Source organism: Rhizobium croatiense (assembly GCF_019793465.1).
GTDB classification, from domain to species: Bacteria; Pseudomonadota; Alphaproteobacteria; order Rhizobiales; family Rhizobiaceae; genus Rhizobium; species Rhizobium croatiense.
On the sequence record NZ_JAILYJ010000011.1, the window covers coordinates 124,789 to 145,407 of the forward strand.

Annotated in this window: 19 protein-coding genes, 4 pseudogenes and 1 riboswitch; of the genes and pseudogenes, 6 read left to right on the top strand and 17 right to left on the bottom strand. The window is 59.3% G+C overall.

The window, feature by feature from the left end; translation table 11 throughout:
* Positions 1–2: 2 nt before the first annotated feature.
* Genes K6M89_RS18840 through K6M89_RS18855 form a run of 4 tightly spaced genes read right to left on the bottom strand, consistent with a single transcriptional unit; the run spans position 3 to position 3,592 of the window.
* The gene (locus K6M89_RS18840; RefSeq protein WP_222140506.1) at positions 3–824 is read right to left on the bottom strand and encodes an urea amidolyase associated protein UAAP1; all 822 of its coding nucleotides are present in this window, start codon (positions 822–824) and stop codon (positions 3–5) included.
* Positions 821–1,645, bottom strand: coding sequence for an ABC transporter ATP-binding protein (locus K6M89_RS18845; protein WP_222140507.1), 825 nt, complete (start codon positions 1,643–1,645; stop codon positions 821–823). The genes K6M89_RS18840 and K6M89_RS18845 overlap by 4 nt, the downstream gene beginning before the upstream one ends.
* Entirely contained in the window at positions 1,642–2,460 is an 819-nt protein-coding gene (locus K6M89_RS18850) for an ABC transporter permease (protein ID WP_222140508.1), read from the bottom strand. Before K6M89_RS18850 ends, K6M89_RS18845 begins: the two co-directional genes overlap by 4 nt.
* Before the next feature lie 58 nt (positions 2,461–2,518).
* The gene (locus tag K6M89_RS18855; protein WP_222140509.1) at positions 2,519–3,592 is read right to left on the bottom strand and encodes a putative urea ABC transporter substrate-binding protein; all 1,074 of its coding nucleotides are present in this window, start codon (positions 3,590–3,592) and stop codon (positions 2,519–2,521) included.
* A 73-nt stretch (positions 3,593–3,665) separates the two neighbouring features.
* A riboswitch (guanidine-I (ykkC/yxkD leader) is annotated at positions 3,666–3,780 on the bottom strand.
* Positions 3,781–3,980: 200 nt separating this feature from the next.
* On the opposite strand from K6M89_RS18855, the pseudogene K6M89_RS31120 reads away from it, so the two are divergent.
* Positions 3,981–4,219, top strand: a pseudogene (locus K6M89_RS31120) (hypothetical protein); the annotation flags it as partial.
* Between the two features lie 50 nt (positions 4,220–4,269).
* Here the strand turns inward: K6M89_RS31120 and K6M89_RS18860 are convergent.
* Together K6M89_RS18860 and K6M89_RS18865 are read right to left on the bottom strand one after the other, a co-directional pair.
* Positions 4,270–5,190: pseudogene (locus K6M89_RS18860) on the bottom strand (BCCT family transporter); the annotation flags it as partial.
* Between the two features lie 194 nt (positions 5,191–5,384).
* Entirely contained in the window at positions 5,385–6,002 is a 618-nt protein-coding gene (locus K6M89_RS18865; RefSeq protein ID WP_222140510.1) for a TetR/AcrR family transcriptional regulator, read from the bottom strand.
* An 87-nt stretch (positions 6,003–6,089) separates the two neighbouring features.
* Here K6M89_RS18865 and K6M89_RS18870 point away from each other — a divergent pair, with 87 nt between their 5' ends.
* The gene (locus K6M89_RS18870; RefSeq protein WP_222140511.1) at positions 6,090–6,863 is read left to right on the top strand and encodes an SDR family oxidoreductase; all 774 of its coding nucleotides are present in this window, start codon (positions 6,090–6,092) and stop codon (positions 6,861–6,863) included.
* A gap of 449 nt (positions 6,864–7,312) precedes the next feature.
* On the opposite strand, the gene K6M89_RS18875 is transcribed toward K6M89_RS18870, so the two are convergent.
* Both K6M89_RS18875 and K6M89_RS18880 read right to left on the bottom strand, forming a co-directional pair.
* On the bottom strand, positions 7,313–7,531 hold the full coding sequence (locus tag K6M89_RS18875) for a tautomerase family protein (protein WP_222140512.1): 219 nt from the start codon (positions 7,529–7,531) through the stop codon (positions 7,313–7,315).
* A gap of 27 nt (positions 7,532–7,558) precedes the next feature.
* Entirely contained in the window at positions 7,559–8,299 is a 741-nt protein-coding gene (locus K6M89_RS18880; RefSeq protein ID WP_222140513.1) for an SDR family oxidoreductase, read from the bottom strand.
* 102 nt (positions 8,300–8,401) lie between these two features.
* Here K6M89_RS18880 and K6M89_RS18885 point away from each other — a divergent pair, with 102 nt between their 5' ends.
* Positions 8,402–9,295, top strand: coding sequence for a LysR family transcriptional regulator (locus K6M89_RS18885; RefSeq protein ID WP_222140514.1), 894 nt, complete (start codon positions 8,402–8,404; stop codon positions 9,293–9,295).
* Positions 9,296–9,318: 23 nt separating this feature from the next.
* On the opposite strand, the gene K6M89_RS18890 is transcribed toward K6M89_RS18885, so the two are convergent.
* Positions 9,319–10,239, bottom strand: a complete 921-nt coding sequence (locus K6M89_RS18890; RefSeq protein ID WP_222140515.1) for a LysR family transcriptional regulator — start codon at positions 10,237–10,239, stop codon at positions 9,319–9,321.
* Between the two features lie 97 nt (positions 10,240–10,336).
* Between K6M89_RS18890 and K6M89_RS18895 the strand changes: the two are divergent.
* A pseudogene (locus tag K6M89_RS18895) lies at positions 10,337–11,127 on the top strand (SDR family NAD(P)-dependent oxidoreductase).
* Positions 11,128–11,141: 14 nt separating this feature from the next.
* A pseudogene (locus K6M89_RS18900) lies at positions 11,142–11,476 on the top strand (putative quinol monooxygenase).
* A gap of 49 nt (positions 11,477–11,525) precedes the next feature.
* Here the strand turns inward: K6M89_RS18900 and K6M89_RS18905 are convergent.
* From K6M89_RS18905 to K6M89_RS18915, 3 genes are all read right to left on the bottom strand, one after another.
* Positions 11,526–12,287, bottom strand: a complete 762-nt coding sequence (locus tag K6M89_RS18905) for a slipin family protein (RefSeq protein WP_222140516.1) — start codon at positions 12,285–12,287, stop codon at positions 11,526–11,528.
* 28 nt (positions 12,288–12,315) lie between these two features.
* Positions 12,316–13,713 carry an NfeD family protein gene (locus tag K6M89_RS18910; protein WP_222140576.1) on the bottom strand — a complete coding sequence of 466 codons (1,398 nt, stop codon included), beginning with the start codon at positions 13,711–13,713 and terminating at the stop codon, positions 12,316–12,318.
* A 122-nt stretch (positions 13,714–13,835) separates the two neighbouring features.
* On the bottom strand, positions 13,836–14,339 hold the full coding sequence (locus K6M89_RS18915; RefSeq protein ID WP_222140517.1) for a hypothetical protein: 504 nt from the start codon (positions 14,337–14,339) through the stop codon (positions 13,836–13,838).
* A gap of 257 nt (positions 14,340–14,596) precedes the next feature.
* On the opposite strand from K6M89_RS18915, the gene K6M89_RS18920 reads away from it, so the two are divergent.
* Positions 14,597–15,121: a tetratricopeptide repeat protein gene (locus K6M89_RS18920; protein ID WP_097584199.1), complete on the top strand. Its 525-nt coding sequence runs from the start codon at positions 14,597–14,599 to the stop codon at positions 15,119–15,121.
* Positions 15,122–15,298: 177 nt separating this feature from the next.
* Here K6M89_RS18920 and K6M89_RS18925 read toward each other — a convergent pair whose 3' ends face one another.
* From K6M89_RS18925 to K6M89_RS18945, 5 genes are all read right to left on the bottom strand, one after another.
* Positions 15,299–15,868 (bottom strand): hypothetical protein, encoded by a 570-nt coding sequence (locus tag K6M89_RS18925; RefSeq protein ID WP_222140518.1) that lies wholly within the window; start codon positions 15,866–15,868, stop codon positions 15,299–15,301.
* 67 nt (positions 15,869–15,935) lie between these two features.
* Complete coding sequence (locus K6M89_RS18930; RefSeq protein ID WP_097584195.1) at positions 15,936–17,240, bottom strand: DUF8689 domain-containing protein; 1,305 nt, start codon at positions 17,238–17,240, stop codon at positions 15,936–15,938.
* 15 nt (positions 17,241–17,255) lie between these two features.
* Entirely contained in the window at positions 17,256–18,200 is a 945-nt protein-coding gene (locus K6M89_RS18935; protein WP_222140519.1) for a type II secretion system F family protein, read from the bottom strand.
* A gap of 7 nt (positions 18,201–18,207) precedes the next feature.
* The gene (locus K6M89_RS18940; RefSeq protein ID WP_097584192.1) at positions 18,208–19,161 is read right to left on the bottom strand and encodes a type II secretion system F family protein; all 954 of its coding nucleotides are present in this window, start codon (positions 19,159–19,161) and stop codon (positions 18,208–18,210) included.
* A complete protein-coding gene (locus K6M89_RS18945; protein ID WP_222140520.1) occupies positions 19,158–20,606 on the bottom strand; it encodes a TadA family conjugal transfer-associated ATPase in 1,449 nt (482 codons plus the stop codon). Before K6M89_RS18945 ends, K6M89_RS18940 begins: the two co-directional genes overlap by 4 nt.
* Positions 20,607–20,619 lie beyond the last annotated feature (13 nt).

The following is a 20,619-nucleotide window of genomic DNA, read 5'->3' on the forward strand; positions in this document are numbered from 1 at the left end:
CCTCAGGCCTGCATCAAGGCGTTGTTTTCGAAACCGCGCACCGCTTCGGCAGTTGCCGAGCGGCAAAGATCGTCCGCAGCCGGGGCTTCCGCCTTGTAGCGCGTGATGACAACAGGTTTCGGCTGGTAGGTTGGATCCGGATCGAGCGGATGCGGGCAATTGGAAAAGCCGACCAGAATGTCCATCTCGGCACGGAGTTCGACATAATCGCCGCTGTTGGAGCGCTTGCCCTGCCAGCCGAAGCCGCCGGCCTCGGCAAGGCGCACGGGCGCGAAGAGATTGAGGATGCCGGGAATATCGCGACGGGTAAGGCCGAGCTTGCCGGCGACGAGGACCAGGTTGTCGCGGGTGTTGCGCGTCTTTTCGCCGGGATATTTGGCTGCGTTCGAGGCAGCCGTCGAGCCGCCCATCAGGCAGTCATGGGCGCCGGAACTGTCTTCGATCATCGAGAACATGATGCGCCCCATGTCCGAGAAGATCACGCGCCCCTTGCCGAGCGCCGTCGTCCATTGGACTTTGGCGGTATCGACGAGATTGATCCGTTCGCTGCTATCGGCGGCGCTCCAGGCGACGAGCGCCACGGTGGAATTGCCCTCCGCTTGTTCGATGCGGATCGCCTCGCCGCGCGAAACTTTCGTCGACCAGTACCAGCCGCCCGGGACGGTTTCCCGGTGGATGATAGCGGCGTCGTCGATGGCCGGCGCCGGCAAGGGGCTGGGGCCGGGCAGCGCCTTGGGGGCGAATTCCAGCCCCTTCTTCTGATGCTCCTCATATCGCGCGCGGTTGGCGGCGATTTCTTCGGGTGAGCGTCCCACATGCATCATTGCATCTCTCCTGACGGTGCCAGGTCGTCCCGGCTGTGCCCCAGGGAAGCGACCGGGCCGTCCCGATCGGGGCTGAAGATCGATGGCTGGCCGGCAAGGCGCGGCGGCCAGATGGAAATATCCTTGGTGATGGTGGCACCGTAGCGCTCCCTTTCCTCCGGCCGGTTGCGGCGGCGCTCGAATGCCACGACACGGTTCGCAAGCGTGAAGGCTTCGCGCATGTCATGCGTGACCATGACAACGGTCATCTGCGTCTCGTGCCAGAGCCGCTTCATCAGCGTGTGGATCTCGGCGCGGATGCCCGGATCGAGCGCGCCGAAGGGTTCGTCGAGCAGCAGCACTTTCGGCTTCATGATTAGCGCCTGGGCCAGCGCAAGGCGCTGCTGCATGCCACCCGAAAGCTGGGCCGGGTATTTGCCTTCGGAACCGGCAAGACCCACCTCGGCAATCAGCCGGCCCGCTTCCTCGAGCGCGTTGCGGCGGGGCGCGCCGAAGAGCTTGGCCCTGTAGCGCGCGGCGGAAAATTCCCTGCCGAGCAGGACATTGCCGAGCACGGTCAGATGCGGGAAGACGGAGTAGCGCTGGAAGACGACACCGCGATCCGGCCCCGGCTCCGACGGCAGAGGCTCACCGTCGAGCAGAATCTTGCCCTTCGTCGGCTGCTCCTGGCCGAGCAGCATGCGCAGAAACGTCGTCTTGCCGCAGCCGGAGGGGCCGACGAGGGCGACGAAGGCGCGCGAAGCGACGGTGAGCGAGACGTCTTCCAGTACGATCTGATCGCCATATTCCTTCCAGACCCTTTCGATCTTCAGTTCGCTCATGCCTGCTTCTCCAGCTCCGACCACGGGAAGACTGCGATACGCAAGCGATCGAGCAGGGCGTTCATGACCACGGCAAGCAGCGTGATCCAGATGACGTAGGGAAAGATGATATCCATCGAGAGATAGCGGCGGACGAGGAAGATACGGTAGCCGAGGCCGGAATCGGACGAGATCGCTTCGGCCGCGATCAGGAACAGCCAGGCAGGACCAAGCTGCAATCTCAGGCAGGTGATCAGCCGCGGCAGGATCTGCGGCAGCACGATACGCAGCCCAATCTGCCAGGAGGAGCCGCCAAGCGTTTCGGCCTTGACAATCTGTTCGCGGGGCAGCTCCAGCGCCTTCAATGCCAGGTCCCGGATCATCGTCGGTGCAACGCCGATAACGATGAGGGTGATCTTCGAGGTTTCGCCGAGCCCCATGACAATGAACAGGATCGGCAAAAGCGCGAGCGGCGGCACCATGGAGATCACGGCGATGAAAGGGGCGAGCAGCGCGCGGAGATAGGGCAGCATGCCGATCAGCATGCCGATGAGAAGCGCGATCGCCGTCGAGATGCCGAGGCCGCAGAGTAGCCGGATCAGGCTCGCTCCGGTATCCGACCAGAGCAGATATTCACCCGTGCGCTGGTCGGCGATGAAAGCCAGGCGGTTGATCGCATCGGCGAAGCCCGCGAGGCTTGGTAGAAGCTTGTCATAGGGGTTTTCTGCCAATCGCGCAGCCGAGCCGGCGGCATAGGCAAGCGCGACCAGCACGAAGGGCAGCAGCGTCAAGGCAAGCTGCGCGCCCCGGCTTGGCCTCGTGTTGATCCAACGCATGGGAAATGCTCCGCTGGGAAAGGGGAGGAGGCGCGGCCGAACCGCGCCCCTGTTGTGATCAGAGCGAGGCGTCGGCCGCTGCCTTCATGTAGGTCTCGGTGAAGCGAAGCTTCACATTGCCGGTATCGCCCAGCACCTTGCCGTCAGGCATTTCGATACCGATAACGTCAGCGGACGGCGCGCCATTGCCGAGCAGGCCCTTTTCGAAAAGGAAACTGCGGACGAGATCCATGGTCTTCGGCAGGCTGGGCGAGGCGGTGAAGGCAACGGCGTCGGCCGGCTTATCGAAGAGCTTGGTCGCGGCGAGCTGCGCCTCGAAGCCGGCACGGTCGGTGCCGGATGCAGAGCCCATGGCTTCGCGGGCGGCTTTGCCTTCGGCGGTATCGGCGCGCAGCAGTGCGGCCGTCTCGTACCAGATGCCGGCAAGAGCCTTGCCGAAGTTCGGATTGTCCTTCAGCACGTCGGTATTGGCGACCATCAGGTCTATGATCTCCCCCGGGACCTGCGAGCTGTCGAAAACCTTTTTGGCGCTGGGATCCTCCAGAATGGTGGAGACGAGTGGATTCCAGGTGACGACGGCGCTGACATCAGGCGTCTTGTAGGCGGCGACCATGTCGGCATCTGATGTATTGACCACCTTCACGTCGCGCTCGCTCAGCTTGATGCTTTCAAGCGCACGGGCGAGTAGATAGTGCGAGACGGAAAACTCGACGAGATTGACGTTCTGGCCCTTGATGTCGCTAAGGCTCGCCTTGTCCTTCAGGATGACGGCGTCATTGCCGTTCGAAAAGTCGCCGACGATGACCGCCGTCGTGTCGACCCCGCCGGCCGCCGGGATCGAGAGGCCGTCCATGTTGGTGAGCGTCACGGCATCAAAGGCGCCCGCCGTGTACTGGTTCATCGACTCGACGTAATCGTTGAACTGGGTGACTTCGATATTGATGCCGTATTTATCGGCCCATTTCTTGACGATGCCGTGATCGGCGGCATAGCCCCATGGCATCCAACCGACATAGATGGACCAGGCAACCTTGAAACTGGCTTTCGGTGCTGCGCCAGCGGGGGAGCCGAACCCGAAAGCCAACGATACCGAAAGGGCCGTTACGGAAAGAATCTTCGAAAAAGTCTGCATAGAAATTCCCCTTTTGCTTTTTCAAAAAGGGATCGGCAAAGACCATCGCGCCGCCAATCCCTTGGCTTACGAGATCTCCCGGGCTTTTGTCCCGCCGTGCATCCGGTGGGATTTCTCCCCCAGCCGGTGGTGGCTCTCGGACCAGCACGCTCCCAAAGAGGAACGCCGGAACCCTAGCCACCAACTCGCGAAGTTTCATGCAAGAGGTGTGCCACGTCATAAGTCATTGATTTGGCTAGCTGCAATTTCTCGTCGGACTAACACTGTGTACACTGTGCAGCAATTGCCTATTTCTTGAACATCGGCGGAGGGCGATGGCAGAATTTGGTGCGCGAGGCTGCATGGCACGCTTTCTAAAGCGGAAGATCGTATTCCAGAGGCCATCAAACTGGTCGCGAGGCTGATATCGGAGCATCCGGATAGGCTTTCGGTAGTGCTGCCGCAATCGCGCGAAGGTGCAGCGTTTCCCAGACGAGCGTCCATCGCCTTGCCCAGCACATCGGGTTTCGAACATTCGCCGCGCCCGTTGGCCAGATCCGGGGACGGTCATCTTCTTTCCCTCTCTTCGAGCGTTTCTGCTTCAAACTTGATTATGCCCGGACACTCCCACGCCAAAGCCGCACCTGAAATTCACCTCCAGGTGCGGTTCATTGGCGCTGGATGGAGAGACTCGTGATCTATTCAACAGCCGGTGTGGCCAATTGCGGACCTTCTGAAAGGGGAGAGAGTGGCTCAGGCCGGTCTTCCAGGTCGTCCAACAGTGCCGTCCATAGCGAGGCGCATAGTCCGACCATGACGACGAGGAAGGGTGCTGCCGCGATAATCGACGCGGTCTGCAAGCCCTGCAAGCCTCCCATCACCAGCAACACACAGGCCGACGCTCCGGCGAGGCCACCCCACAGCACGACGATGCCGCGTGCGGGCTCAAGCGTGCCGCGAGACGAGAGCATGCCCATCACTATCGAGGCGGCATCCGCGCCCGAGATAAAGAAGATGGCGACAAGGAAGATCGCGACGAATGAGGTGAGCGCGGTTGCGGGATATTGTTCAAGCAGGGCAAACAGCGAGATGGCGGCCCCCTTCGTGTTGACAGCCTCGACGAGGCCGCCGGCCCCCATCAGTTCGGAATGTAGCGCCGTGCCACCCATGATCGTGAACCAGAGGAAGGTTACGCCGCTCGGAATGAGCAGAACGCCGATGATGAATTCACGGATCGTGCGCCCCTTGGAGATGCGTGCAATGAAGACCCCTACGAAAGGCGCCCAGGAAACCCACCAAGCCCAGTAGAAGATCGTCCAGCTGCCCAACCACTTGCCGTCGCTGAAGGCGGCGGTGCGGAACGACATGGTGACGAGATCGGATAAATAGTCCCCAAGTGCTTCGGTGAAGGTATTGAGGATGAAGATGGTCGGCCCGATGATGGCTAGGAACAGTAGCAGCACGGCCGCGATCACCATGTTCATGTTACTCAGGAACTGAACGCCCTTGCCCACTCCGGAAACTGCCGAAAGGATAAATAGCACCGACAACACCGCGATGATCGTAAGGGCAATTCCCGTTCCCTCACCGATTCCCCAAAGAAAATTCAGACCGCTGTTCTCAAGCACCAAGGGGCGTTGGTTCGATCCGCGTCAAGGCGGTCATCAAGTCCGTCTTCAATGTACGAAAATGACTTCTTGAATCCGTGGGTTGCAAGTTCGAACTTCTCCATGGCGCCCGTGGACGAACCACCGATAAAATTCTCCCTTGCAGTCAACACCAGCGATCAACGTGTCTTCGGTCGAACTCCCAGTCAGGTCCGAAGCTCCCCGGGCCAGGCCGTGAGTGCGATGTCGATCAGTCGCTTCAGCCGCGTGTTGCAGGCGCCATCGCAGGCTTGGGCGGACATCCCTTGAATGATCGCACCGTAGAACCGCGCGAGCGTATCGGTGTCGGTTTGCGTCGGCAGTTCACCGTCCTCGACGGCACGGTCGAAGCGGGCTTTGAGGGTCTGTATTGCTGCTTCGCGCAAGGCCGCCGTCATCCGTGCGACGGACGCATTTTCTTCCGCATGTTGGAGGACGGCCGTCGAGACCATGCAGCCTCGCGGCTTGTCCGGCTGGGTGTCGCCGTCGGCGATATCGTAGAGGTACAGGCGTAGGGCATCGTAAGCCGGTAGATGCGATTGCAGGATCTGCGACCGGCGCGTGCTCTCACGGGCAATGCTGAAATCGAGTGCCTGACGGTACAAGTCTTCCTTTGAGCCGAACATCGAATAGAGGGTCGGTGGATTGATACCCATCGCCTTCGTAAGGTCGGCCGTCGAGGTTCCTTCGTAGCCGCGTTCCCAAAACAGCCGCGCTGCGATGTCAAGCCCGACGTCGCGATCGAGCAGGCGCGGTCTGCCTCGTTTGCGGACTTGCTTCTCCATAAAAATAGTGATCCCTATTAAATCATTGACAGCCGTCTGTCGGGTCTTATTATAGGGGTCACTATAAATTTAGCAACGGAGTGATCCATGTCCCAAAAACTCGCAGGCAAAATAGCACTCATCACCGGAAGTTCGCGCGGGATCGGCCGGGCCGCCGCCCTTGCATTTGCGAAGGAGGGTGCCGCGCTGATTGGCGTGCACTACACCGCCAATGCGGATGCGGCCAGTGCCACAGTACGCGATATCGAGGCGCTGGGCGTCAAGGCCGTCGCGGTTAAGGCTGATCTTAGAGACGGCAAGGACGCGGCCGACAGCCTCTGGGCGCAGTTCAGCGAAGCTGCGCGTGTCGAGAGGGGCACGTCGGCTATGGACATCTTGGTGAACAACGCCGGCATCGCGCCGGCGTTGCCCTTGAGAGAAACAAGCGAGGCCGCGTTCGACGAGGTGATGACGATCAACTACAAGGCGCCGTTCTTCCTCATCCAGGCAATGGCCGACCACATTCGCGACAACGGCCGCATCATCAATGTCTCGACCGGGTTCACCCGGATCGCGGCACCGACCCATCCCGCCTATGCGGCCTCCAAGGGAGCGCTGGAGACGTTGACACTGGCGCTGGCCCCTGAATTTGCAGCTCGCGGGATTACGGTCAATGCCGTGATGCCGGGTGTGACAGAGACGGATATGAATGCCGAATGGCTGGCATCACCGGACGCGCGCGCTGGCGCCGAAGCACTCTCGGTCTTCTCCCGCGTCGGCCGGGCGGAGGACGTCGCCGACGTCATCGCTTTCCTCGCATCGAACGATGCGCGATGGACCACGGGCCAGATGATTGATGCGACCGGTGGTGCCAGGATCTGACCGAGTCCAGACGCCGCTATGGTTCCAGCCGTTCAAACTAGGCGGCAGGGAGCGCTCCCGACGGCATGCCGGTTGAATTCGGTTTGCCCGTAGTACACCAGCCAGGACTGCGCTCGCTGAGCTCGGTCCTCGCGTTCTCCTCCCGACGGCGCGCTCCGCCTATCTTGCGAGTCATTGCTACTATCCCGCATGCCTCGACGCGCCGACATCGGCTCATCGACCGGACGCTGCCTAGTCTTGTCCTCAATTGCTGGATCGCTCTTGCCCAAAACGCGCCTCTCACCGCGAATCTGCTTCGCTGGAGATTGGATGAGGTGTCTTAAGTTCCGGTCCCTCAGGAACATGTCCGGCAGGCAGGTCACGCTCCTCGCGTATTCTCACCGGCACCGTATGCCCTGGCTGGGCGAATTGGTGCGGAACCTCCGCACCAGTTCCGATCACTCTCGGAATCAACTGTCTTCTTTCGCGCGATAGGCATGTGGAAGGATGAAAATCTCGTCCGCACGTCCGTATCCGCCGTCCTTCACTTCCTCGATCAATACCATTGTGTGTGGCCGTGCCGCCTCGGAGAAATACTCCACCAGCATGTCGGTGGCGCGGTGCACGATTTCTTCCTTCTGGGAGCGGCTGAGCGCGCCCTCCGGCGTCTTTATGTTAACGAATGGCATAGGACTCTCCTTTCTTGGGGTTCTACTTCAGATCATGCCGCCATTGGCGCGTAGCACCTGACCGTTCACCCAGCCGCCTTCCGGGCCGGCGAGGAAGGAAACGACCGAGGCAATGTCATCCGGTTGGCCCAAGCGCCCCAGCGGAATGGTAGCGACGATTCTCTGCACGAGTTCGTCGGGCTTGCCGGACATGAACAGTTCCGTCTCGACGGGACCGGGCGCCACCGCATTGACTGTAATGCCGCGCGGGCCGAGTTCCTTCGAGGCGACGTGCGTGATCGCCTCGACGGCCGCCTTGCTTGCGGCATAGACACCGTAAGTCGGCCCGTATGCGCCGACGACGCTGGAAGAGAAATTGATGATGCGCCCACCATCGCGGAGCCGACGGGCTGCTTCGCGCACGGCGCGGAATGTCCCTGTGAGGTTGATGGCGATCTGCTGCTCGAAACTCGCGTCGTCCATATCGGCAATCGGAGCCAGCTTTATGATGCCGGCATTGTTGACCAGGATGTCGGCCCCGCCGAAGCGCTCTTCGGCCGCGGTGAACAGATCGGCAGCCGCGGCCGGACCGCTTATGTCAGCCTGCACCGCGAGAGCCTTCCCGCCGCCCAGTTCAATGTCTGCGACAACCGCATCAGCCGCCTGACGGCCGCTTGCGTAATTCACCACGATGGCGATGCCGTCTTTCGCCAGCCGAAGCGCAATGGCTCGGCCGATGCCTTTCGATGCGCCGGTGACGATAGCGACGCGCTGTCCTTTGATGGTCATGGCACCTTTCTCCTATTTGACGGAACTGGAGATATTGCCGATGCCTTAGAAGAACAATCTCCCACATTTTGACAACAGAATTCGGATGTGGTGAATAACGTCATGGATCGGCTTGACCGCATGCAGCTCTTTATCCGGATCGTCGAGCGGCGTAGCTTCGCCGCGGCGGCGTCCGACCTTGGGCTTGCCCGTTCCACGGCTACCGAGGCGATCAAGCGGTTGGAGGACGATCTCGGCGTTCGCCTTCTCGAGCGAACGACCCGGCATGTCGCGCCGACACTGGACGGCGCGGCCTTCTACAGGCGATGTGTCGCAATCCTCACGGAGGTGGACGAGGCGGAAAACGTGTTCCGTGACATGCAACCGCGCGGCCTGCTGCGCGTCGACGCCCATCCCTTGCTGACGCGCACATTCCTGTTGCCGCGACTCAATGAATTCCTCGATCGTTATCCTCTGCTCGACCTGCAGATCGGGCAGGGCGACCGGCTGGTAGATCTGGTCAGGGAGGGTATCGACTGCGTCATCCGCGCCGGAGAGATTGCTGATAGCGGCCTGATCATGCGTCGCCTCGGGATGATTGCTGAAATCACTTGTGCCAGCCCAGCTTATATAGCGAGGCACGGAGTGCCACGCTCCCCAGACGCGATGGAGGGGCATCGCGCCGTTGGTTTCATATCGTCACGCACCGGGCAGATCATGCCGCTCGAGTTCACCGTCGGCAGCACGGTCCGCTTCGTAACCTTGCCGTGCCGGCTAACGGTCAACAACTCCGACACCATGACCGATCTCGCCCGCCTCGGCTTCGGCCTCATTCAGGCACCGCGTTACCGCCTGCAGCGGGATCTGGACGAAGGGACGCTGGTCGAGGTCCTTGGCGACTTTCTTCCCCCGCCGACGCCGCTTACCGCGCTCTACCCGCAGAACCGCCAGCTTTCACCGCGGGTGCGCGTCTTTCTCGACTGGATCGTCGAATTGTTTTCCGAAGCAGACTTGTGACCGTTTTCTCTCCATTGCTCCGGCTAGGAATTCCCTCGCAAGAGGGGTGCTTCATCCAAGGTGACGACCATATACTCAATGAAGGCTCGAACACGGTGTGGCAAGGGGCCGCCACCGACGTAAACGGCGTGGACCAGTTCCAGATCCCCCGGATTATGCTCTTCGAGCAGTGCAACGAGCCGCCCCGTCGCAATCTCATCGGCCACATGAAACAGACCGACCCTGGCAATTCCGGCACCAGCCAGCGCCATCTGTTTCATCGTCTCGCCGTTGTTCACGACGATGTTGCCCTTGACAGGTTGCGCGACGTCCTGGCCGCCGACACGAAAGGGCCAGGACGGCCTTGCACGCCGGAAATTGAACGTTAGGCAGTCGTGCTGTTCGAGATCCGCAGGTGCTTGTGGTGAACCCCGGCGCGCCAGGTAGTCGGGTGACGCACAGACCACGCGCCGGCTCTGCCCGAGCTTGCGGGCGATCAGACCACTGTCCGGCAGGTTGCCCATGCGGATGGCGACGTCGGTCTTCTCCGCAACCAGATCGACAATGCCGTCGGTGAAGCTGAGATCGACGATCAAATCGGGATTGCGCGCAATGAAATCTGGAATAGCCGGTGCGACGAACATTGTTCCGAAGGGTATTGTCGTGTTGATTCTCAGCCGTCCACGAACCGCTCCTCCAGCCGCCTCCTGATCAGCGTCATTCAACTCCTGCAGAATCCTCAGTGCCGAATGGTAATAGGCCTCGCCCTCCTCCGTTAGTGTCAGAGCGCGGGTCGTCCGTACCAGAAGGCGGGTACCAAGCCTCGTTTCCAGGCGTGCGATCAGTTTGCTGACCGCCGATGGGGTGATGTCGAGATTGCGGGCGGCGGCTGAGAAGCCACCGTCTTGTACAACGTGTGCAAACACTTCCATCTCACCCGAGCGCTCCATCAGAATACGGGGCATTGATGATCCTCGTTCACAGGTGCATGTTTTCAGTTGGCAATAGTGCCTCGTGCGCGTAAATCATAAATTGCCTCCGGCAACAATCTGGAGACACCACATGGATCTGCAACTCACCGGCAAGACCGCCCTTGTTACCGGCGCCACCGCTGGCATCGGCCTCGAAATCGCCCGCACGCTTGCGGTGGAAGGGGCGCGCGTCATCGTCACAGGACGGGACCGCGCGAAGCTCGACAGCGCGATCGCTGCCGTCGGAGCATCGGGCGGATCGGACATCACGGGAGTTCTGGCAGACGCTGCAAGCGCCGAGGGCGCCGCGATCATCGCCAAGGCCGAACCTTCGGTTGATATTCTCGTCAATAATCTCGGCATCTACGAGAGCAAGGCCTTCGGGGAAATATCGGACGCCGACTGGAGCCACCTGTTCGACGTCAATGTCATGAGCGGCGTGCGCCTGTCACGAACCTATCTCCCAGGCATGCTGGAACCAACTGGGGCCGCATTATTTTCATTTCCAGTGAATCGGCTCTCGCCATTCCCCAGGATATGATCCACTACGCGACCACCAAGACAGCTCAGCTATCGATCTCGCGTGGATTGGCCCAGCTAACCCGCGGCACGAATGTCACGGTCAATTCCGTGCTGCCGGGTCCGACCCGGTCGGAAGGCATCGAGACCTTCCTGCGCAGTCAGGCAAGCGACCCGTCCGCACCGATAAGGCAGATCGAGGCCGAATTCTTTGCCACGGCTCGCTCGGCTTCTATCCTGCAGCGCATGGTGGCAGCGGAAGAAGTGGCAAATCTCGTCGCCTATCTCGCCAGCCCCCGTTCATCCGCCACGAACGGTGCGGCTCTGCGCGCCGAAGGCGGTCTCGTCAATACCATCGCCTGAGCGAGGGTTTCTCCATGTCGAACGTACCTTTGACCATCATCGCCATCGCCACTGCAAAGCCCGGTAACGAGGCAGCCCTCGGTGCTGCACAGGAAAAGCTCGTCGCAGCGACTCTGGTTGAGGACGGCTGTCTTCGTTACGAGCTCAGCCGCTCGATGATGGACGCGTTCGCATCTTCGTCGAGAGATGGGCAAGCGAACAGCAATGGCACAAGCATATGCGGGGTTCCGCCATGCGGCGTTTTCATGCAAGCGGCGAGGGTGAATACTTCGCCGACTTCAGGTCGCTGGGTGAGTCGTCCGTTGTTCATTCTCAGTCAGATTTTCTTCCCTTAGGGGCTAATCCATGACATTTCTGCGCAGTCTCGCCATTGCCCCTTGCACCCGGTGTCAGCATTATCACTTCGGCTTAATGGCCATCAGATTGCCCAACTCCATCGGGAAGGGAAATAAAATCGTCGAAGTCTTCTCGCCGGCGATGACGTTCAACGTGCTCAAGTAACGAAGCTGCATCGCCTCCGGCTGCTTGGCCAGAATTTCGGCCGCTTCCAGCAGCTTGGCTGCAGCTTGCTGTTCGCCCTCGGCATTGATAACCTTCGCGCGGCGTTCGCGTTCGGCTTCCGCTTGGCGAGCAATCGCGCGGATCATCGACTCGTTGATGTCAACATGTTTGATCTCGACAGTGGCTACTTTAATTCCCCAAGCATCCGTCTGAGTGTCAAGGATTTCCTGAATATCCGAGTTGAGCCTGTCACGTTCTGCGAGCATTTCATCGAGGTCGTGCTTGCCGAGCACGGAGCGCAACGTCGTCTGGGCAAGCTGGCTTGTTGCCATCATGAAATCCTCGACCTGTATTGTCGACTTCTCGGGGTCGATAACCCTGAAATAGATCACCGCGCTGACACGAACCGAGACATTGTCATGTGAGATGACGTCCTGGCTGGGGACGTCGAGTACGCGCGTGCGCAAGTCGACTCGGATCATCTGCTGGACATAGGGGATGAGCAGAATCAGGCCAGGCCCCTTGACTCCGGTAAAGCGGCCAAGTGTGAACACGACGCCGCGTTCATATTCCCTCAGGATCTTAACCGCGGATGCGAGGATGGCGACCAAAATGACAATGATCACCAAATAGAAGGCAAGATCTGCAAACATATCCATGACTCCTCCTCCTGCTTCCTGAGCGCCGTTAAGTGTCCTTTGGACGGCTGGCGACTTCGAGCGCCAGCCCATTGCGGCCGATCACGCTGACAAAGTCACCAGCAACAAGGGGTTCGGCGGAAACCGCCTTCCAACGTTCGCCATGCGCAATGACGTACCCCGTGAGCCCCGTCCAACTCTCAACTTTACCGGAAATACCGATCATCTCCTCTGCACCGGTGGCAACCTGGCGCAAGCGCGAGGTGAATGCCAGGCGAGCAACGACAAGGCTAAAGACAAGAATCACAAATGCAATTGCGCCCAGTAGGGGGCGCGACACTTCCAGGCCGGGTATGTCGGGATCAAACAAAATGGTTGCTCCCAGGATCACGGCTACCCCGCCGCCAATGCCCAAAGCGCCGAAGCTTGGCGAATGCGCCTCAGCCACAGTCAATCCCACGCCGAGGAAAATAAGCCCGAGGGCGGCAAAACTCACCGGCAGCAATGCCAGAGCATAGAGACCAAGCAGAAGGCAGATGCCGCCGATCGTGCCAGGAAGCATTGTCCCAGGTGCGAGAAATTCGAAGATCAGGCCATAGATGCCGACCATCATCAGGATGATTGCGATGTTCGGATCGGTGATGACGGAAAGCAGGCGCGTGCGCCAGTCAGGCTCGAATTCCTGCACGGCCAAACCGGCGGTATCGAGTCGGACCTCCGTTTGACCGACCCGCACCACGCGCCCTTGTGCCTTTGCAAGGAGATCGGTGACATCGACTGCCGTGAAATCGATGGCATGTTCGCGCACTGCCGCAGTGGTTGAAAGGCTCGCAGCTTCACGGACAGCACGCTCTGCCCAGTCGGCGTTGCGATTGCGCAATTCCGCTAGCCCGCGAATGTAAGCGACTGCGTCGTTAACGGCTTTTGCTTCGTGGGCATCGCCTGGAGTTTCTGCCTGCTTGCCAGGCTCGCCCGGCTTCTTTTCGGGTTCCGTATCGCCGAAAGGCTTTAGGCCGAGCGCGATTGGTGTCGCCGCACCCAAATTGGTCCCGGGCGCCATTGCCGCAATGTGGCTTGCGTAGAGAATATAGGTGCCGGCGCTGGCAGCCCGTGCCCCGCTCGGCGCGACGAAGCTCGCGACGGGCACCGGCGAGGCAAGGATCGCGCGAATGATTTCCCGCATGGAGCTGTCAAGGCCACCCGGTGTGTCCATTTGCAGAATGATCAAGACCGCTCCACGTTCGCCAGCACGCTGAATGCCTCGTTTTACGTAGTCAGCTATCGCGGGTCCAATGGCGCCGTTCAACTTGAGAACGACAGACGCGCGGTCAGACGCCGACGGTGCGACGAAGCCCCATGCTGAGAGCAGCAAAAACAACAAAGTGAAGATTGGCGGTTGCCATCGCCAACACCTTAATCCCCGCGTGACAATCTGCGGAACGTACATGATATTTAATATATGTCGGAAATTACAAAGAAAAAGAAATAGGCGTCTCATGTTTACGAACAAGCGAAGAACGCCGTGACTCTACCGATTATTTTTGAGCAGGGCGGTTCGACCCTTTTCTATCACGCGGACAGTGGGCGCTTGATGATTCTCACATGGCAGCAGATGCAGGCCAAAAACACGGATATAAAAAGGAAAGTCCCGAGGGTTGAATAGGATAGCGGCAGGAACGACCAATCGCCCCGCTGAAATTGAGGCAGCGTAAAATCCGAAAGGCCGGCTTGCGCAACTGCTGCCCGCCCCATGGTCAGACCGGTCGCGATCAACGCGATATGAGCATGGATGAATCCTGACCGGTGGTATCGCTGCGGCTGCAAGGCCACTCGAATCCCGAAAATCGATGCAAGCGTCAGCAGGGCCATGGCGCTCCAAATTCCAATGCCGGGTACCGCCAAAAGCAGATAGATCGGCTCGCGCATGACAGGAAGAATTGTCATATGCAGCCACCAGGCGGAGGCGCTTGAGGGGTAGCTTTCCAAGAGCAGCATGCTGAGAACGAAGATCGATGCTGTCGCGTAAGCCAGGGATGGCCCAAGTCGCATCATCGTGAAAATAGCGATCCGCATAGGGCGTACCATCCTTTGACCTGACGAAAAGGGTAGGCGACGTCGATTAATTTTCTACTCTGAGAATCACCGGGCACATGATACCAACTTTGGATAGTTGGCGTGTATCACCTTTGCGCGTGCCGGCGAAGACCGCATCTGTCGTTTTTTTGCGACTATTTGCTCAAATTCTGGAGTTGTTAGCTTTTTTTTACGATGATTTTCGGTGAGCGCATCCGAATCTCAGGTAAAGAATGTCTGATGGGGGATCAAGTTGAATGTTGCAGATCAGAGCTGGAACTAAATGCATTGCGTTTTTGATAGCGACTGGAGCAATTTTGGCTGGTTGCCAGTCATCCGGCGTTGATGGTCTTGCTGCCTATGGCGATAGTGCAAAGACCCTTGAGGATGACTCGGCCGTCGCCTTCTACAAGAACGACGAGTTGATAACCAACGGGAAACTGCAGTTTCAGGAAAAGAACTACGGAAAATCCTACGCCATTTACAAGCGAGCGGTTGACGTTTTTCCGGAGGATCCGGCCGCCTGGCTAGGTTTGGCAGCCTCGGCCGACATGGTTGCCCGCTTCGACACGTCCGACCGCGCCTACCAGCAGCTTTCGCGAATGATCGGCAACACCCCGGTCTACTACAACAATATCGGATACTCTCACCTATTACGCGGGGATTTGCGCAATGCCAGACGGTATTTCCTGAAAGCCTACGAGCTTGATCCCGGGAACGAAGTCACTGCCCGTAATCTCGAATTGATGAAGAACAGCGTGAATCACCCTCAGCGGGGATAGCCCTTCGCGGATTTGGCAGTCTGCATCAAGCCAATGCATGTCGCCCGGAAGTGTGCAGCGGTTCCGGGACAACGACATGCATAAGAACAAATAGCTTTAAGAGCGCCGTTGCCGCATTGCGAGCATCGGCGCGGCGGCGACCACCGATTGCTTTGGAGATTTTGCTGAAGCCGGTGTCTACCGTGCCTTCCGAAGAATGAGCTGTCCTTCCGGCGAGAGTGTGCGTTCGTAACGCGGCAGGGTATTGACGGCAATGCCCTCGGCTCGGATGGACGCAAGAGTGCTGTCTGGATTTTGAGTCTCCGCTGGCACGGCGCGGGGTGCGAAAAATTGTGCTGGTTCCTTGCCGGGTGCGCTCAAGACCAAAGCTGACCCTATGCGCGTTCCGCTTAGGTCGTCGCGCATCCGTTCATTCGTCGAAAGTATCGCCTTTTGCAGGCTTTCCATTTCCTGACGGATAGCGGCGAGTTCGTCGGCCTTGGCGTTGCTCGCGATCTTGTCCGACTGTTTTTCCATTTGTCCTCTCAGGCCATCAATGGACCTTTTGAGGGCGGAGATGGTCTCGCGGCTCTCGCGAACATCCGCTGAGTTTTTGGCCGTATAGATGAGAACGCCAGCATTCACAGGCAAGAGCATGAGGAGCAGACCGACGAGCAGCGGGTTTCTGGAGGTTCTCGGCTCAATTGCTCGCGTATTGCTTGGTCTCGCGTCGCCTGCTTCGCCTTCGATGCTCGGGATGCTGGTCATTCGTTTATTCCCCCGTAAGTCGTTAATGGGATCGATTTAGGCGCCGTGTTCGGCGCCAAGTCCGCAATCATTCCGATGTGAATACACCTTCCCAGGCCCGTTCGAGCATATCGAGCGACGCGATTCTCGCTATGCCGTTGAATTCGCAGTAAGAACCCACGAAATCCAAAAGATATTTCGGATGATAGCAAGACGCTAGCACATCGTCTTTGTACTTGCGATCGTAGAACAGGTGCAGGTCCGGATCACAGACAGCCAATCCGGTGCCGCTCGCATAGGATTTGAAAATTCTGATATATTCGTCGCGCGACGGAGTGTTCACAAAGATCTTGTACTTGAGGCGCCGCAAGCCGGCCTCGTCGGAAAGGTCCTTCGGTGCGATATTCGTCGAAAATACGACCAGTTCGTCAAAGGGAACCTTGAACTTCTTGCCGGTGTGCAGGGTCAGGAAGTCATAGCCGCGCTCGAGCGGCACAATCCAGCGATTGATGAGCGCCTGCGGCGCCACCTGTTGGCGCCCGAAGTCGTCGATGATGAAAACGCCGCCGGACGCCTTCAAGTGTATGGGCGCTTCATAGACATTTGGTCCCGCATTGAAAGTGAGATCGAGCTGATCGAGGGTCAATTCCCCGCCGGTCTTGATCACCGGACGGCGGCATTCGATCCAGCGTTGATCGCCTTTCGGACGGGATTCTGTGCCAGCCTCCGATACGGGGTGATGCACTGCCTCATCATAGAAACTGATGACATGGCCGCCGACCTCGATGGCATAGGGCACCCAGATGGTTTGGCGAAACAGGTGCGACGTCCGCTCGGCGATGCTCGTCTTTCCGTTGCCGGGTGGCCCGTAAAGCAGGATCGAGCGCCCGGAGTTCAGGGCCGGGCCGAGCTTTTCGACAAGCGCGTCTGAGAGCACCAGCCCGTCAAGACTCTCGGTCAGCCGCTCCGGAGTCACGCGCTCGGAATGGATGGACTGCAAGTCGATTTGTCGGCAGAAGGCGTCCAGCGACACCGGCGCCGGTCCGACATACTGGCATTGACGCGACGCCGCGTGGGCATATTCGAACCCCTTCATCGACAGCGCATATCGAACATCGGATCTCACATCCTCACCGGCCAAGCCGCGAGCCTCGAGGTATGCGAGTTTCACGAGTTCCTTGATCAGGATATTGACGATCACTTTCGGCAATTTCATCCGGTCGGCCAGATGAGATGCCGTGGTTGTATCCTGCTCGGCTGCACATTTTGACGCCAGCCGAAGCAGGAACGACGGATCCAGTCCCGCTTGTTCGATGCTTGCCGGTGCCACCGGCATACGCGGATCGAGGGAGATGATGGCATCGTTACGATTCTGTTCGAGCGAATACTGCATACGACCTCGCTTGGCTCAACCGCCGGGTTTCATGCCGATGAGAAGACTGACGACACGGATGACAATGGGAACGAGAACGATGATGAGGCTTACCGGAAAAAGGAACGCGCCGAGCGGCAGCAGCATCTTGACCGGCAGAGCGTTCGCCTTTTCCTCCGCGCGAACAATACGCAGGTCGCGCATTTCCTTGCTGTAGACCCGCAGCGTCTGCGTCACGCTGGTCCCGAGCTCTTCCGATTGGCGGAACAGAACGGAAAGGGCCCGAGCCTCGTCAATCCTCAGGCGGGTGGCAAGGTTAGCGAGCGCCTCGCGCAATCGCCGGCCGCCCCGCACTTCCAGCATCATGATCGACAGATGCAGGCCGAAGTCCTGCTTCTTGTCGACGAATTCCCGGGCAACACGGTTCGCCGCCGCCTCGATGCTCATCCCCGCATCAAGGCATACGATCAGCATATCCATGAAATCGGGAAATAGGCGGCGGTATTCCCTCTCCTTGGCGGCGCCACGCCGGTCGATATAGATGTTGACCAGAATGAAGGTCATGCCCGCAGCAAACATGGCAACGATCAGGGTCGCCATCCGCGACATATCCGGCGCGACCCGGTTTAGGGCCCAGACCGCCGCGACGAGCACGCTGATACAGACCACCGCCCTAATCACCTGGAAGGCGGTCACGGCGCCGGCAGCGAAATACCCCGCCCGAATCAGCCGGTTCTGGGTGGAGTTCGCATTGGTGTCACGTCGCGTAATCTCGAAATAGCGACGGATCAGGCGGTTCTCCGCCTCGCCGAGATCGGCAATCGTCGTATCGCCAAGGTGGAATTCCTCGCCGGCCGCCGCCGAGCTCTTCGATACCCGAACCGAGACCTCGCGCTGTCGAAAAAACAATTCCGAGGCTGCTGCCGTAAAGATCAGCACTGCAAAGAAGACGATGAGGTAGATTCCATACTCACTCGACATGACCGCCTCAGTACTCGAAGTTGACCATCTTGTAGAGAATGACGTTCCCGATCGCCATGACGACCAGCAAAACGCTCACCACGGTGGCTCCGTGGCCGCTGTCCCAGACGGGATCGAAGTAGGTCGGCGACAACGCCTTGATCATCGCGTAGAGCAGAAACGGATAGACCGACATGAAGATTGCCGTGATGCGTCCTTCCGAGGAAATTGCCCTGACCTTTGCCCTGAGCATTGTCCGGTCTCGCAGCGTCTTCGAAAGGTTTTGCAAGATCTCCACCAGATTGCCGCCGGTCCCCGCCTGCACGCTCAGCGATATAGCAAGCAGATTCAGATCCTCGACGCCGACCCGGTCCGCCAAATTGACAAGGGCATCATCCAGCGTCACGCCATAGGTGAGTTCATCCGAGAGGAGGCCGAACTCGGTGCCGATCGGATCAGGCATCTCGCGTCCCACCAAAGCAATCGCCGCCGGCAGCGGGTGGCCGGCGGCCAAGCTGCGATTGGCGACATCGAGCGCTTCAGGAAGCTTCAGTTCGAATTTCTTCATGCGGCGCGCCCGGGCGCGCCAGACGACGAGTGCGGGGATGAGGAGGCAGATGAGGAGAAAGAGGGGTACTCTAAACAGAGTGCTCGGCACGAGAAACTGAACGACCAGCCAGGTCAAGAGTGCGCCCGCGATTGTGAAGAGAGCAAATCGCCTGGCATCGAACTTGATTCCCGACTGGGCGTAGAACTGCAGCAGCCGCTGCATCGTGGCGACTTGCCGCCAACTGCCGGCGACACCGCGCTCCTTGAGCATATCGCTATAGGTCTTGCGATGATCATCGCTGACCTCGAGCAAGCTCAGCCGATGGTTCACAGCGCGGTGGCGTTCGGATGTCTTGAAGTAGCCGCGCATGATCGCTTCGACAGCAACAAGGGCAGCGGTGAAAACGGCAGCGTAAAGCAGAGTAAGCGTCATTGAACAGGTCCCGTTTGCAGCGGTTTACCGGGATCAAAAATCGCCACCGGGATCTCGATCCCGAGTTCGGCAAATTCCTCGACAAACCGCGGCCGGATGCCGGTGGCGCGGAATTCTCCATGGATCCGCCCGCCTTCATCGGTGCCGATTTTCTTGAATTTCATAATCTCCTGCATCTGCACGACTTCGCCCTCCATGCCGGTGATCTCGGAAATCGAGACAACTTTGCGGCTGCCGTCGCTCAGGCGCTGGACCTGCACGATGACGGTGATGGCGGACGAGATCTGCGAGCGAATGCTCAACTGCGACATCGGCATCCCGGCCATGCCGACCATTTGCTCAAGCCGACCGACAGCGTCGCGGGGCGTGTTGGCGTGAATCGTCGTCATCGACCCCTCGTGACCGGTGTTCATCGCCTGCAGCATGTCGAACGCCTCGTCGCCGCGGACTTCGCCGACGATGATGCGGTCAGGCCGCATGCGAAGGGCGTTTTTCAAAAGCTCGCGCTGCCGAATCTCGTTGCGACCGTCGAGCGTTGGCGGTCGGGTTTCCAAACGTCCGACATGTGGCTGCTGCAGTTGAAGTTCGGCCGCATCTTCGATGGTGATCAGCCGCTCCTTTGGAGAAATCTGCGACGAGAGAGCATTGAGCAAGGTGGTCTTGCCAGAACCGGTGCCGCCGGAAATCACCATGGACACCTTGCCCTTGACCGCGGCGCTGAGAAGGATGCGCATCGCGTCGGCCATGGCGCCATATTGCACGAGGCGCTCCATTGTCAGCGGCTTGCGCGTGAATTTGCGAATAGAAACGAGCGGTCCATCGACCGAGATCGGCCTGATGGCGACGTTGACACGTGAGCCATCCTTGAGGCGGGCGTCAACCATCGGCGTTGACTCGTCGACTCGGCGGCCAACCGCCGAGACGATCTTGTTGATCACCCGAAGCAGATGGTCCTCGTCTTTGAAGCGCACGGCGGTGCTCTCGAGCTTGCCGCCCCGCTCGACATAGACGCTGTTGTAGCCGTTGATGAGAATATCTGCGATGGTGTCGTCGGCCAGCAGCGGCTCGATCGGTCCCAGCCCGAGCATCTCGTCGGTGATATCGCGGATCAGGTCATTGATTTCCTTGGCATTCAGCGGAAAGTTGTTACTCCGGATATAGTCCTTGACCAATGGCCGGATTTCGGTGGCGATCTCCTCGTTGTCGAGCGTGTCGAGGATCCCGAGGTTGATGCGATCGAGCAGGTAGCGGTGCAGATTGACCCGCTCGGAAACCATGTCCGCCCCGAGCGAAGCCTCTTCGCCACTCGCAGTGGCGCTGCCAGGGGCCGGTTGGGCCGCCATGGTCTGAACAGCGCCGACTGAAGACAGGTCGGCCACCTCCAGATGTTCCCGGGTTTCAGGCTCCTGCCGCTTGTAGAAACGCCCCATGATGCCGTTCGCCATGCTTCTCACCCTG

Bases quoted from the DNA above. Each gene is read 5' to 3' on its own strand.
- K6M89_RS18845 (WP_222140507.1), bottom strand. From the start codon at position 1,645: ATGAGCGAACTGAAGATCGAAAGGGTCTGGAAGGAATATGGCGATCAG.
- K6M89_RS18930 (WP_097584195.1), bottom strand. From the start codon at position 17,240: ATGCAGTATTCGCTCGAACAGAATCGTAACGATGCCATCATCTCCCTC.
- K6M89_RS18870 (WP_222140511.1), top strand. From the start codon at position 6,090: ATGTCCCAAAAACTCGCAGGCAAAATAGCACTCATCACCGGAAGTTCG.
- K6M89_RS18945 (WP_222140520.1), bottom strand. From the start codon at position 20,606: ATGGCGAACGGCATCATGGGGCGTTTCTACAAGCGGCAGGAGCCTGAA.
- K6M89_RS18875 (WP_222140512.1), bottom strand. From the start codon at position 7,531: ATGCCATTCGTTAACATAAAGACGCCGGAGGGCGCGCTCAGCCGCTCC.
- K6M89_RS18855 (WP_222140509.1), bottom strand. From the start codon at position 3,592: ATGCAGACTTTTTCGAAGATTCTTTCCGTAACGGCCCTTTCGGTATCG.
- K6M89_RS18935 (WP_222140519.1), bottom strand. From the start codon at position 18,200: ATGTCGAGTGAGTATGGAATCTACCTCATCGTCTTCTTTGCAGTGCTG.
- K6M89_RS18840 (WP_222140506.1), bottom strand. From the start codon at position 824: ATGATGCATGTGGGACGCTCACCCGAAGAAATCGCCGCCAACCGCGCG.
- K6M89_RS18890 (WP_222140515.1), bottom strand. From the start codon at position 10,239: ATGCCCCGTATTCTGATGGAGCGCTCGGGTGAGATGGAAGTGTTTGCA.
- K6M89_RS18915 (WP_222140517.1), bottom strand. From the start codon at position 14,339: ATGCGGATCGCTATTTTCACGATGATGCGACTTGGGCCATCCCTGGCT.
- K6M89_RS18880 (WP_222140513.1), bottom strand. From the start codon at position 8,299: ATGACCATCAAAGGACAGCGCGTCGCTATCGTCACCGGCGCATCGAAA.
- K6M89_RS18920 (WP_097584199.1), top strand. From the start codon at position 14,597: ATGTTGCAGATCAGAGCTGGAACTAAATGCATTGCGTTTTTGATAGCG.
- K6M89_RS18865 (WP_222140510.1), bottom strand. From the start codon at position 6,002: ATGGAGAAGCAAGTCCGCAAACGAGGCAGACCGCGCCTGCTCGATCGC.
- K6M89_RS18905 (WP_222140516.1), bottom strand. From the start codon at position 12,287: ATGGATATGTTTGCAGATCTTGCCTTCTATTTGGTGATCATTGTCATT.
- K6M89_RS18925 (WP_222140518.1), bottom strand. From the start codon at position 15,868: ATGACCAGCATCCCGAGCATCGAAGGCGAAGCAGGCGACGCGAGACCA.
- K6M89_RS18885 (WP_222140514.1), top strand. From the start codon at position 8,402: ATGGATCGGCTTGACCGCATGCAGCTCTTTATCCGGATCGTCGAGCGG.
- K6M89_RS18850 (WP_222140508.1), bottom strand. From the start codon at position 2,460: ATGCGTTGGATCAACACGAGGCCAAGCCGGGGCGCGCAGCTTGCCTTG.
- K6M89_RS18910 (WP_222140576.1), bottom strand. From the start codon at position 13,713: ATGTACGTTCCGCAGATTGTCACGCGGGGATTAAGGTGTTGGCGATGG.
- K6M89_RS18940 (WP_097584192.1), bottom strand. From the start codon at position 19,161: ATGACGCTTACTCTGCTTTACGCTGCCGTTTTCACCGCTGCCCTTGTT.